The organism is Pseudorhodobacter antarcticus, from assembly GCF_900110135.1.
In the GTDB taxonomy this organism is placed as follows: Bacteria; Pseudomonadota; Alphaproteobacteria; order Rhodobacterales; family Rhodobacteraceae; genus Pseudorhodobacter; species Pseudorhodobacter antarcticus.
The window spans coordinates 143777-154737 of sequence record NZ_FOCO01000004.1 but is presented as its reverse complement, the minus strand read 5'-3'; the positions used below and the strand labels follow the sequence as shown (position 1 = coordinate 154737).

Here is a 10961-nt window from a genome sequence, read left to right as displayed (position 1 = left end):
TCAGGGTGCTGAAGTTTGGCACCGCCCAATCCAAGTCGATCAGGTGCAGGAGGCTCTCGACAAACCCCGTCGTCTGCCGCAGCGCCATGCCGAACAGTACTTTCATCGTCAGACATGTCTGGATCGCAGCGTCACTGTAGTCGGGCTGTCGGCCACGTTTTCCGGTCGGCGCAGCCTCCCAGGCCATGGTGGGATCGAACCAAATCGTCAGCGAGCCACGACGCTTGAGCGCTTCGTTATAGGCGGACCAGTTCCTGGTCTTGTAGGCGAGGGGTGTCGGTTTACTCATACCACACAGCTACCATGCTGGATTCACAAGATGAATCCCTCATGGGATTTGTGCAACAGAGCCAAGTCCTATTCACGAATTTCGTAAAGCAAATTTCTGATCGGCACGTTCCGGCGAGATTCATTTTTTGTGGAATTGGTGAAAGCACTGAAAAAATAATGGCCGCACATGCCAGCGCAGATAGGTACTTTCACGCTGTTGGCTTAGGTCAGCTTCCTTGGGAAGCTAGGTTTGAAATTGTCTCAAGTGCGGCAGAGAAGATTGGAATACGAAACGATAGAGATACGACAATAAGAATAGCGCGAATTAGCGACGGCTTCCCTCATTACGTACACTTCATTTCAGAAAAACTATTTTGGCGAGTGTACGAGGCAAAGAATCAAGGCATTATCACAGCAGAGCTTTTTTCCGAAGCAATGGCAGATGCAGCAAGCGCGATGGATATCAGTCTTCGTGGTCCTTATGAGGCAGCTACTCGAAAATATAGTGACGATTATGAAAGCGTTTTATGGGCTGCCGCTGACGGCCATGAGCTTTCGCGCCGCAGCGCGGATATTTTCACTTCCTACGAAAGAATAATGAAAGCCCGAGATCAAAAGCCGCTCGACAGAACACGCTTCAATCAACGGCTAAACAGCCTAAAAAAGCCAACACATGCTTCGATATTAAGTGGAACTAGGCAAGGTTGGTACGAATTTACAGAAAAAATGCTTCGTGGGTACGTCCGGCTTAGAGCAGAACAATCCAACGTAGTACTTGATATGGACCATCCAGCTTAGCCCCCCCTCACCCAAACCTCCGCTCCACCTCGTCCATCACATCTTCCATCAGCATGCCTGTTGCCTCTGGCCCTGTGAACCGCAGGAGCCAGCCTGTGGGGGTGCGTTCTCGGCGGATGAGGAGGCCTTGGCGGGGGGCTAAGGTTCGGCGGGGGCGGCCGGGGGGTTGGGGGGTGTCGGGTTGGGGGGTGCTTTGGTTGGTTTCGGGTTGGGCGAGTTCCAAGAATATCGGTTGAAGGGCGTGCCATTGGGCGGCGGGGGATTTGCCTGTGTTGGCTTGTAGGGTTGCGATGATGAGGGGGGTGAAGTCGGCTCGTAAAGCGGCGGCGAGCCGCAGGAGTTGGCGTTCGGACCATGCTTCGGGCGTGGTGAGGAGGCCGTCGAGGTCTTCGACCACCAAAGCGCAGGCGCGCAGGCGTTGGCGGCGGGATTTGTCGGCGTGGGGGTAGAGGGCCTGTGTGGCGGCGTCCAAGGTTTCAAATTCACCATTGTCGCGCAGGGTGGTGATGATGTGCGCACGCTCCCAAGGGGATAGGTTTTGGCGGATGTCGTTTTCTTCGACCATCGCGGTCAGCGCCTCGGCCAAGGTTTTGGGGGTGCGGATGAAGGCGTCGATTTCGGCGGGCTGGCCGCGCAATTGGGCGATGTTGGTGACGGCGGTGAGGCGGCGCAGGCCGGAGATGAGGGCGTAGGGGCGGGGGCCGGTGGTGGCAAACACCTCAATCGGCATGCGCAGACCGTTTTGAGCGATGGAGGTTTGGAGTTCGTTTAGGGCCGCGGCATCAAGGTGGGTGCGATCGCGCGGCAGGGCGTTTGTGTCGATTTGGTCGATGAGGAGGCGGTGGAGCATCTAGATTGCCTTGCATGGGGGGGCGATAGCGGCCATTTATGGGGGAACGTTTGAATTAAAGGTGGGTGCGATGGATATTGAGCAGTTTATTGGTGGCAATGCGGTGTTCATTGCGGTCGCGGTGTTTATCATTGTTTGTATTTTTCTGGGGGTGCGGATTGTGCCGCAATCGGAAAAGCATGTGGTGGAGCGGTTTGGGCGGTTGCGGGCGGTGCTGGGGCCGGGGATTAACTTTGTCGTGCCGTTTTTGGATAAGGTGGCGCATAAGATTTCCATCCTAGAGCGGCAGTTGCCGACCGCGTTGCAGGACGCAATTACGACGGACAACGTGTTGGTGAAGGTGGAGACGAGCGTGTTTTACCGGATTATTGAGCCGGAAAAGACAGTGTACCGGATCCGCGATGTGGATGCCGCGATTGCGACGACGGTGGCGGGAATTGTGCGGTCCGAGATTGGCAAGATGGAATTGGACCAAGTGCAGAGCAATCGCGCCGAGGTGGCCACGAATGTGCGCGAGCAGGTGCGGCTGTTGGTCGATGACTGGGGGATTGAGGTGACGCGGGCCGAGATTTTGGACGTGAACCTTGATGAGGCGACGCGCACGGCGATGTTGCAGCAGTTGAACGCGGAACGCGCGCGGCGGGCGCAAGTGACCGAGGCCGAGGGCAAGAAGCGGGCGGTTGAGCTGAACGCGGATGCGGAGTTGTATGCGGCCGAGCAGGAGGCCAAGGCGCGGCGCGTGTTGGCCGATGCCGAAGCCTATGCCACCGGGGTGATCGCCGTTGCCATTAAGGAAAGCGGGATTGAGGCGGCGCAGTACCAAGTCGCGTTGAAGCAGGTGGAGGCGTTGACCGCCGTGGGCCAAGGGGCGGGCAAGCAGATGATTATTGTGCCTGCGCAGGCGTTGGATGCGTTTGGCGATGCGTTCAAGATGCTGAAGGGCCGGGCATGAGTTGGTTTGGCATTTGGTGGGCCTGGATTGTGTTTGGGTTCGCGATGGGGGTGTTGGAGGTGATCGCGCCGGCCTATGTCTTTCTTGGGTTTGCGATTGGTGCGGTGGTGACGGGGGTTTTGGTGGGGATTGGCGTGTTGGGGGGATTGCCCGCAACGCTGCTGGTGTTTGCGCTGGCGTCGCTGGCTGCGTGGTTTATGACGCGGCGGATGTTGGGGCCACAGGCGGGGACAGCGAAAATCTGGGACCGCGATATTAACGACAACTGAAAAAACCCCTTATGCCGATTATTTTCTTGGTTGCTGTGTTGGCTGTGGTTTTGGTGGCTTGGGTGGTGCGCCGCAGGGGTGTTTTGCACAGAGCATCGGGGTGCCGTTGGGTGAAAAGCCACCCACGGCGCAGTTCGGGGTTGCGGGAGTTTCGCTGTGAGACTTGTGGCGAGATCGGCTATAGCGCGGAAGATCGCGGGCCTGCGAATTGCCTGAAAGGGATACGCGGGGGATTGTGACCAAGGTCGGTGGGGGCGCTGCCCCCAACCCCGAGGTATTTTTACCCAGATGAAATCAGTCGCCGTTTTGAAGCAAGCTTTGTAGCCCCGCGCGGTAGGTGGGGTGGAGGAGGCTGACCCCGAGTTCGGTTTTGAGGCGGGTGTTATCCACCCGTTTGCTTTCGGCGTAAAAGCTGCGGGCCATGGGCGTCATATCCGCGTCTTGCCAGTTTTCGGCCGCAGGGATGGGCAGGCCCAAAAGTGCGGCGGCGTGAGCGATCACATCTTCGGGCGGGGCGGGGTCGTTGTCGCAGACGTTGTAGATACGGCCTGCGTTCGGGTTTGCGATGGAGGCGGCAAGGGTTTGGCCGATATCATCGACATGGATGCGCGAAAACACTTGGTTCGGTTTGAGGATGCGGCGGGCGGTGCCATCGCGGACCTTGGCGAAGGGGCCACGACCGGGGCCATAGATGCCTGCAAGGCGAAAAATATGCAGCGGCAGGCCAAGGGCGCGCCATTGCTGTTCGGCATGGATGCGCTGTTGGCCGCGGGTGGTGCCGGCGGTTAAGGGGGTTTCTTCATCCACCCATCCGCCTTGATGATCGCCGTAAACGCCCGTTGTGGACAGATACCCCGCCCATTCCAACGGTGCGGCGGCAATTTGGGCGGCGTGGGCGGCAAGGACCGGATCGCCGCCTGCATCGGGTGCGATGGACGCAAGCAGATGCGTGGCCTGCGCCAAGGCGGGGCCAAGATCATCGCCCGGCCAGATCAGCGGTTCCACCCCATCTGCGCGCAAGGCATCGGCACGGGCCGCACTGCGGGTGGTGCCGATGATACGCCAGCCAAGGGGCCGCAAAATGCGGGCCAAAGATTGCGCGGAATAGCCATGACCAAGGGAGAGGAGTGTTTTCATGCCCCTGTTATCCAGCGCCCTTACCCGAGGTGCAACTTGATTTTACGGGAAAGATAGGGCTTGGTGAGGGCCACGCGGGCCAGCGCGCCCCAAAGACATAACAAGAAAAAGACCTGACCCATGCATGATGATAAAACCCTCTCTATTTTAACGCCAGATCACCCGATCAGTGACCAATTCACCGCGGCCGAGGCGGCAGTGGACCAGTTGGAGGCGCTGTATGCGCAGGCCACGGCATTTTTGGCGCGCCATTTCAGCGCGGCGGTGTTGGGCGACAAGCCCGCCACGCGCATCCGGGCATTTTACCCCGAAATCCGGTTGACCACGACCAGCCATACCAAAAGCGACAGCCGATTGAGTTTTGGCCATGTGGCCCAGCCCGGCACCTATTCCACCACGATCACCCGGCCCGATCTGTTCCGGCAATACCTGATCCAGCAAATTGATTTGTTGATGAAAAACCACGGGGTCACGGTGCAAATTGGGCCGTCCGACACGCCAATCCCCGTGCATTTTGCCGTGGCGGGCAATCCCGGTGTGTCCATCCCGCAAGAGGGCGTGTTGGAGTTTTCGCTGCGCGATGTGTTTGACGTGCCAGATTTGGCGACGACAAACGATGATATTGTGAATGGCACGCGCACGGCGCATCCCGATGGGTCATTCCCGCTAGCGCCGTTTACCGCGCAGCGCGTCGATTACAGCCTTGCGCGCCTGACGCATTACACCGCCACCTACCCCGAACATTTCCAAAACCATGTGCTGTTCACCAACTATCAGTTTTATGTGGAGGAGTTTGAGGCCTATGCCCGCCAGATGTTGGCAGACCCCGCCAGCGGATATACGGCGTTTGTGGGCACGGGCAACGCGGTTTTGACGGATGCGGACGGCGTGCTGGCAGCACCATTAAAGCTGCCGCAAATGCCAACCTATCATTTGAAACGCGCCGATGGGCAGGGGATTACCTTGGTCAACATCGGGGTGGGGCCAAGCAACGCGAAAACCGCGACCGACCATATTGCCGTGCTGCGCCCCCATGCCTGGATGATGGTGGGCCATTGCGCGGGCCTGCGCAACAGCCAGCGCCTGGGGGATTTTGTGCTGGCCCATGCGTATTTGCGCGAGGACCATGTGTTGGATGATGACCTGCCCGTGTGGGTGCCCATCCCCGCGCTGGCCGAAATTCAGATCGCACTGGAGGCGGCGGTGGCCGATGTGACGCAATTGCAGGGGTTCGATTTGAAGCGGATCATGCGGACCGGCACGGTGGCCACGATTGACAACCGCAACTGGGAATTGCGCGACCAATCGGGCCCGGTGAAGCGGCTGTCACAATCGCGCGCGATTGCGCTGGATATGGAATCTGCAACCATTGCCGCCAATGGCTTTCGGTTTCGGGTGCCTTATGGCACGCTGCTGTGTGTGTCCGACAAGCCCTTGCATGGGGAGTTGAAGCTGCCAGGCATGGCGTCTGATTTCTACAAAACCCAAGTGGCGCGACATTTGCAGATTGGTATTCGCGCGATGGAACGGTTGCGCGAAATGCCGCTGGAACGCATCCACAGCCGCAAGTTGCGCAGTTTTGAGGAAACGGCCTTCCTGTAAAGCGGTGCAAACCTGCCTATATCGGTTGGTTTTATGGAATTTGGGCTTGATTTAGGTGGCAAAAACCTGTGTAGCAGGGGCATCTGCCCCAAAGGGCTGCTTAAGGCCTTGTTTAACGACAGGCAGAAACATGGAGACAGGACGTATGAACAAGCCAATGACCAAGACGCAGTTGATTGCAGCGCTGGCCGAAGAAATGGGCGCAGACAAGAAAACTGCCGGTGCAGCACTGGATGCGGTTGCAGCGATTGTAACGCGCGAAGTGGCAACCGGTGGGGCGATCACCCTGCCCGGTTTGGGCAAAATGGCGTGCCGCGCCCGTCCGGAGCGTCAAGTGCGCAACCCGGCCACAGGTGAGACGATGACCAAAGGCGCCGACAAGCAGGTGAAGTTCACCATCGCCAAGGCGTTGAAAGATTCCGTCAACGACTGATTTTCGGTTTATGCCGATGGATGGGGCCACTTCCGCAAGGGGGTGGCCTTTTTCATAGGGTTTGGGGGTAGGATGCCGAACGCGGAATATGCGGTTGCCATGGCGCGATATAACATGTGGCAGAATGAGAATTTGGTGGAAGCGGCCGGTGGGCTGGATGATGGCGCGCGGCAGTTGGCGCGCGGGGCGTTTTTCGGTTCCATCGAGGCGACGTTTGCGCATGTGCTGTGGGGCGATCAGATGTGGATGCACCGATTTGCCGCGACGGGGTTGCCTGCGGCGACCACCATTCCGGGGTCCGTGGATATGGGCATGGGGTGGGATGCGTTTTGCGCGGCCCGTGTGGTGTTTGATGGCCGGATTTTGGATTGGGCGCATGGGGTGGATGCGGTGTGGTTTGACGGTGATTTGACATGGTATTCAGGCGCATTGGGCCGCGATGTGACCAAGCCAAAGGGCCTGTTGGTGTTGCAGCTGTTCAACCATCAAACCCATCATCGCGGCCAAATTCATGCGATGTTGACGGCGGCGGGGGCAAAACCTGGCGATACCGATGTGCCGTTCATGCCCGCGCGGTTTGACGCGCTGTAAAGGGGATTTGTCGATGGATATTCGCGCAATGTTCATGGGGCTCGCGTTCGCGCTGATGTGGTCGTCGGCGTTTACATCGGCGCGGATGATTGTGGCGGATGCGCCGCCGCTGACCGCGCTGGCGCTGCGGTTTTTGGTGTCGGGGATGATTGGGGTCGCGATTGCGCTGGCGCTGGGGCAAAGCGCGCGGTTATCGCGGGCGCAGTGGCGGGCCACGGTGATTTTCGGGGTTTGCCAGAACGCGCTGTACCTTGGGTTTAACTTTGTCGCGATGCAGTGGGTGGAGGCGTCGCTGGCCGCAATCGTGGCATCGACCATGCCGTTGTTGGTGGCGCTGTCGGGGTGGCTGATTTTCCGCGAACGGCTTGCGCCTTTGGCCTATGCCGGGTTGATTGCGGGGATTGTGGGTGTGGCGATTATCATGGGCCACCGCATTTCGGGCGGGATGGATTTGATGGGGCTGGCATTTTTGGGGATTGGCGTTTTGGCGCTGACATTTGCCACGCTGTCGGTGCGGGGCGCATCATCGGGGGGGAACCTGTTGATGATTGTGGGTTTGCAGATGTTGGTGGGGGCCAGCCTGCTGGCTGTGGCCGCCGTGGCGTTGGAAAGCTGGGATATCAACTGGACGCCGCGTTTGGGGTTGGCCTTTGCCTATACCACCTTGGTGCCGGGGTTACTGGCCACTTGGGTTTGGTTTTTGCTGGTGGCGCGGATTGGGGCGGTGCGCGCGGCGGCGTTTCATTTCCTGAACCCGTTTTTCGGAGTGGCGATTGCGGCGGCGTTGCTGGGGGAAAGCCTGACCCTGTGGGATGTGGCGGGTGTGGTGATTATTGCCGGCGGCATTTTGGCGGTGCAGATGAGTAGGGTTGCGCGGACCACATAAGGTTCCCGCAGGCAACCGCTTGAGGGTCGCGCGCGCGGAAAGCTCAGCCCGCCTCTTGGGCCTGCGTTTGCACATAGGCCGCGCGCGCGGCGCAGCGGGCCGCCCAATCAACGATCAACGGATCATCGGGCATCATGTCGGGAAACCACGCATAGGGCGAATGGACCAACAAATCGGCGGCGGAATAAGTATCACCCAACAGCCAAGGGCCCTGTTGCAACGCTGCACACAGACGCGCCACCACGGCATCATGGTCGCGAAAGGTGGCGTGCAGCGCGGGATGGTCGATGCCAATCGCATTCAGCACAATCACGGGTTCCATCACCGACCCGTACCAATACATCCATGTCAAAAACGCACCGCGATTGGCATCACCGGGTTGGGGCGCAAGGGGGCCGGGAAACAGCTCGGTCAAATAAAGCATGATCGCCCCGGTTTCAAAAATCAGGGTGCCGTCATGGTCCAGCAACGGCACCTTTCCTTCAGGGTGGGGGTTTGATGGGTCGCGCGCGCCGCTGCCATCACGGCGCGGGATGGTGACATGGCGCACGGTCACGCGGTCGGTCGGCCCCGAGTTCGGCGATCAACGTCAGGATGCGGGACGACCGGGATGGGCCAGCGTGATACAACGTCAACATGATATGTCCTTTGCGGGTTTCGGTCAGGAGGCATTGAAACCACGCCCGGTCACCCGCTCGCGCAGGTCAGTTCATTTGGAATTGCAGGGGGTAACGCCCATCTTCAAAATCACCGAACAGGTCGGGCAGGTCCGGGTGATCGACCGGGTCGCCCGTTTCATCGGGCATCAGGTTTTGTTCAGAGACATAGGCCACATAATAGCTTTGATCGTTTTCGGCCAGCAGGTGGTAAAACGGCTGATCCTTGGCGGGGCGGCTTTCCTCGGGGATGTTTTCATACCATTCGTCGGTGTTTGAAAACAGCGCATCCACATCAAAGACCACGCCCCGAAAGGGGTGTTTGCGGTGCCGCAGCACTTGGCCCAAATGATATTTCGCCCGCGTTTTCAGCAATTGTTGCATCCCCCAACTGTGCTTAGTACTCCTTTGCCATATGGCTTGTCCACCAGTCTGGACCGCAAATTAAGGAAACAGTCTGTGAACCTTATTTTAACAGTGTTGGAAATTGTGGCCCCGGTGGGGATTTTGGCGGGGGTGGGATTTGCGTGGGTTAAGGCGGGGTTTGACTACCCGATGGCGTTTGTTTCGCGGCTGGCGATGACGCTGGCGACGCCGTGTTTGATCTTTACCGCGCTGATGCAGACCGAGATTGGCCCAAGCGCGCTGACCAAACTGTTGTTCGCGGCGATTGCGGCTTATGCCCTGTTAACGCTGGTGTTTTGGGGGCTGACGGTTGCGTTGCGGTTGGAACGGCGGACGTATTTATCGCCGTTGATTTTTGGCAATACGGGCAATTTGGGCCTGCCGCTGGCACTGTTTGCCTTTGGGCAAACGGGGCTGGGATATGCCGTGGTGATTTTCGCGGTGGCGGGGATTTGGGGCTTTACCTTTGGCGTGTGGCTGGTCAGCCAAGGCGGGTCGCCGCTGCGCGTGTTGAAAGAGCCGCTGGTGGCGGGCACCCTGCTGGGGGCGCTGTTTTTGTGGCAGGGCTGGCAGACGCCGGGTTGGTTGACCAACGCGCTGGAACTGCTGGGGCAAATGGCGATCCCGTTGATGTTGATCACGCTGGGGGTGGCCGTGGCGCGGTTGGCACCGGGGCGGTTGGGGCAGGCCATGTGGCTGTCGGTGTTGCGCGTGGTGGTTTGTGTGGCGGTGGGCGTGGGGGTGGGGCATGTGTTCGCGCTGGACCCGGTGGCGATTGCGGTTTTGGTGTTGCAGGTCAGCACGCCCGTGGCCGTGACCACCTATATGCTGGCGGGCAAATACGGCGCCGATGCCGATGCGGTGGCGGGGATGGTGATTGTGTCGACCGTGCTGTCGATCATCACTTTGCCGCTGACGCTTGCATTTGTGATCTAAGGGGGCCGCGTGCCCCATTTCCCTTTGGCGCAATTTACGCTATGAACATTGCAATAATAAATGTGCGAGGGGCATATGAGCAGGTTTCTCCGCGCGTCGATCGTGTTTTTGTTGCTGGCCTCTTGTGGTGGTGGTGACTTTTCGGCGCCCCGTGATTTGGACAACGCGTGCAGCATCGTGCGCGAACGTCCGCAATATTACCGCGCCATGCAGGCGACCGAACGCAAATGGGGTATCCCCGTGCATGTGCAGATGGCGACGATCCATCAGGAATCAAAATTCATCGGCAATGCGCGCACGCCGCATAAATATGCGCTGGGGATTATACCCTTGGGGCGGCAAAGTTCGGCCTTTGGGTACGGGCAAGCGTTGGATGGGACTTGGGAAGAGTATCAAGACCAGCAGCGGCGCGGATCGGCAAAGCGGGACCGGATTGCCGATGCCACCGATTTCATGGGCTGGTATATGGACCAATCCGAAAAAGGGCTTGGCATCGCCAAGGATGACGCGCGGGCGCATTATCTGGCCTATCACGAAGGGCGGACAGGGTATGCGCGGGGCAGCTACAACAGCAAACCGTGGTTGTTGGAGGTGTCGCAGCGCGTGGCCAACCGCGCCGACATGTACCAATCGCAATTGGCGAGTTGTCGGCGATAGGTTGGCGCTGGGGTTTTGTCCGCTTTTGGCGTGACGTTGTCGCGAAAAGCGGGAGAGTGCGGCGTCAATAAACAGGGGCGTCCAGCAGGTCGCGGCCATAGCGGTTTGTGCCGATTGTGCCCGGCACAACCATGAAGGCGATTGCCGCCACAATCCCGATGTAGGGCACTGCGGTCAGCAAGACAGCCCAGCCGGTCCAGCCAAAATCACGGCAGCGTTGCCCGCCCACGGCCCAACTGGACACCATGATTGGTAGAAAGACGAGCAGGCCAGCAATCACCGCAAGCACCGGCAAGATTGCCGCAAGTAGGGCGATGACAAAGGCTGCGGAAATTGAGATGACAATCACAATGAGAATGTAGAAAACGTAACTTTTGCGGTTTCTTCGCCCGGAAAACGTGAACAGGTCGGACATTGCTGGCTTTGACATATGACCTCTTATCAATTCATGCGCTTTTACAACGCCAGAGTGAGTGAGGGGCGCGCTGCCTGCAACTGCTATTTGTGGCAGCATGCGCT

General features: G+C 58.9%; 15 protein-coding genes. 9 read left to right on the top strand and 6 right to left on the bottom strand.

Annotation, left to right across the window (positions count from 1 at the left end; genetic code table 11):
- On the bottom strand, window positions 1-289 hold a 289-nt coding region (locus tag BMY36_RS03295; protein WP_175469239.1), incomplete at its 3' end, for a transposase.
- A gap of 14 nt (window positions 290-303) precedes the next feature.
- On the opposite strand from BMY36_RS03295, the gene BMY36_RS19390 reads away from it, so the two are divergent.
- Entirely contained in the window at window positions 304-1068 is a 765-nt protein-coding gene (locus tag BMY36_RS19390; RefSeq protein ID WP_139193919.1) for a hypothetical protein, read from the top strand.
- 7 nt (window positions 1069-1075) lie between these two features.
- Here the strand turns inward: BMY36_RS19390 and BMY36_RS03290 are convergent, their stop codons facing one another.
- Complete coding sequence (locus tag BMY36_RS03290) at window positions 1076-1918, bottom strand: ParB/RepB/Spo0J family partition protein (RefSeq protein ID WP_074818406.1); 843 nt, start codon at window positions 1916-1918, stop codon at window positions 1076-1078.
- A gap of 70 nt (window positions 1919-1988) precedes the next feature.
- On the opposite strand from BMY36_RS03290, the gene BMY36_RS03285 reads away from it, so the two are divergent.
- Both BMY36_RS03285 and BMY36_RS03280 read left to right on the top strand, forming a co-directional pair.
- Entirely contained in the window at window positions 1989-2870 is an 882-nt protein-coding gene (locus tag BMY36_RS03285) for an SPFH domain-containing protein (protein ID WP_050517956.1), read from the top strand.
- Window positions 2867-3139, top strand: a complete 273-nt coding sequence (locus BMY36_RS03280) for an NfeD family protein (RefSeq protein WP_050517957.1) — start codon at window positions 2867-2869, stop codon at window positions 3137-3139. Before BMY36_RS03285 ends, BMY36_RS03280 begins: the two co-directional genes overlap by 4 nt.
- A 294-nt stretch (window positions 3140-3433) precedes the next feature.
- On the opposite strand, the gene BMY36_RS03270 is transcribed toward BMY36_RS03280, so the two are convergent.
- Window positions 3434-4276, bottom strand: a complete 843-nt coding sequence (locus BMY36_RS03270; RefSeq protein WP_050517959.1) for an SDR family oxidoreductase — start codon at window positions 4274-4276, stop codon at window positions 3434-3436.
- Window positions 4277-4396: 120 nt separating this feature from the next.
- On the opposite strand from BMY36_RS03270, the gene BMY36_RS03265 reads away from it, so the two are divergent.
- The 4 genes from BMY36_RS03265 to BMY36_RS03250 all read left to right on the top strand — a co-directional run bounded on the left by BMY36_RS03265 (window position 4397) and on the right by BMY36_RS03250 (window position 7788).
- The gene (locus BMY36_RS03265) at window positions 4397-5878 is read left to right on the top strand and encodes an AMP nucleosidase (RefSeq protein ID WP_050517960.1); all 1482 of its coding nucleotides are present in this window, start codon (window positions 4397-4399) and stop codon (window positions 5876-5878) included.
- A 145-nt stretch (window positions 5879-6023) separates the two neighbouring features.
- Window positions 6024-6311: an HU family DNA-binding protein gene (locus BMY36_RS03260; protein WP_050517961.1), complete on the top strand. Its 288-nt coding sequence runs from the start codon at window positions 6024-6026 to the stop codon at window positions 6309-6311.
- A gap of 72 nt (window positions 6312-6383) precedes the next feature.
- On the top strand, window positions 6384-6902 hold the full coding sequence (locus BMY36_RS03255) for a DinB family protein (protein ID WP_050517962.1): 519 nt from the start codon (window positions 6384-6386) through the stop codon (window positions 6900-6902).
- Between the two features lie 13 nt (window positions 6903-6915).
- Window positions 6916-7788 (top strand): DMT family transporter, encoded by an 873-nt coding sequence (locus BMY36_RS03250; protein ID WP_050517963.1) that lies wholly within the window; start codon window positions 6916-6918, stop codon window positions 7786-7788.
- Window positions 7789-7831: 43 nt separating this feature from the next.
- Here BMY36_RS03250 and BMY36_RS03245 read toward each other — a convergent pair whose 3' ends face one another.
- Window positions 7832-8344 (bottom strand): glutathione S-transferase family protein, encoded by a 513-nt coding sequence (locus tag BMY36_RS03245; RefSeq protein ID WP_331458110.1) that lies wholly within the window; start codon window positions 8342-8344, stop codon window positions 7832-7834.
- Window positions 8345-8492: 148 nt separating this feature from the next.
- Window positions 8493-8819: a heat shock protein HspQ gene (gene hspQ / locus BMY36_RS03240; protein ID WP_050518075.1), complete on the bottom strand. Its 327-nt coding sequence runs from the start codon at window positions 8817-8819 to the stop codon at window positions 8493-8495.
- A gap of 84 nt (window positions 8820-8903) precedes the next feature.
- Here hspQ and BMY36_RS03235 point away from each other — a divergent pair, with 84 nt between their 5' ends.
- Both BMY36_RS03235 and BMY36_RS03230 read left to right on the top strand, forming a co-directional pair.
- Window positions 8904-9785 (top strand): AEC family transporter, encoded by an 882-nt coding sequence (locus tag BMY36_RS03235; RefSeq protein WP_050517964.1) that lies wholly within the window; start codon window positions 8904-8906, stop codon window positions 9783-9785.
- 75 nt (window positions 9786-9860) lie between these two features.
- Window positions 9861-10442 (top strand): transglycosylase SLT domain-containing protein, encoded by a 582-nt coding sequence (locus BMY36_RS03230; RefSeq protein WP_050517965.1) that lies wholly within the window; start codon window positions 9861-9863, stop codon window positions 10440-10442.
- Between the two features lie 64 nt (window positions 10443-10506).
- Here the strand turns inward: BMY36_RS03230 and BMY36_RS03225 are convergent, their stop codons facing one another.
- Window positions 10507-10872 carry a DUF805 domain-containing protein gene (locus tag BMY36_RS03225; protein ID WP_175469238.1) on the bottom strand — a complete coding sequence of 122 codons (366 nt, stop codon included), beginning with the start codon at window positions 10870-10872 and terminating at the stop codon, window positions 10507-10509.
- Window positions 10873-10961 lie beyond the last annotated feature (89 nt).

Coding starts and splice junctions, on each gene's coding strand:
- BMY36_RS19390 (WP_139193919.1), top strand. CDS start 304: ATGCTGGATTCACAAGATGAATCCCTCATGGGATTTGTGCAACAGAGC.
- BMY36_RS03290 (WP_074818406.1), bottom strand. CDS start 1,918: ATGCTCCACCGCCTCCTCATCGACCAAATCGACACAAACGCCCTGCCG.
- BMY36_RS03285 (WP_050517956.1), top strand. CDS start 1,989: ATGGATATTGAGCAGTTTATTGGTGGCAATGCGGTGTTCATTGCGGTC.
- BMY36_RS03280 (WP_050517957.1), top strand. CDS start 2,867: ATGAGTTGGTTTGGCATTTGGTGGGCCTGGATTGTGTTTGGGTTCGCG.
- BMY36_RS03270 (WP_050517959.1), bottom strand. CDS start 4,276: ATGAAAACACTCCTCTCCCTTGGTCATGGCTATTCCGCGCAATCTTTG.
- BMY36_RS03265 (WP_050517960.1), top strand. CDS start 4,397: ATGCATGATGATAAAACCCTCTCTATTTTAACGCCAGATCACCCGATC.
- BMY36_RS03260 (WP_050517961.1), top strand. CDS start 6,024: ATGAACAAGCCAATGACCAAGACGCAGTTGATTGCAGCGCTGGCCGAA.
- BMY36_RS03255 (WP_050517962.1), top strand. CDS start 6,384: ATGCCGAACGCGGAATATGCGGTTGCCATGGCGCGATATAACATGTGG.
- BMY36_RS03250 (WP_050517963.1), top strand. CDS start 6,916: ATGGATATTCGCGCAATGTTCATGGGGCTCGCGTTCGCGCTGATGTGG.
- BMY36_RS03230 (WP_050517965.1), top strand. CDS start 9,861: ATGAGCAGGTTTCTCCGCGCGTCGATCGTGTTTTTGTTGCTGGCCTCT.
- BMY36_RS03225 (WP_175469238.1), bottom strand. CDS start 10,872: ATGTCAAAGCCAGCAATGTCCGACCTGTTCACGTTTTCCGGGCGAAGA.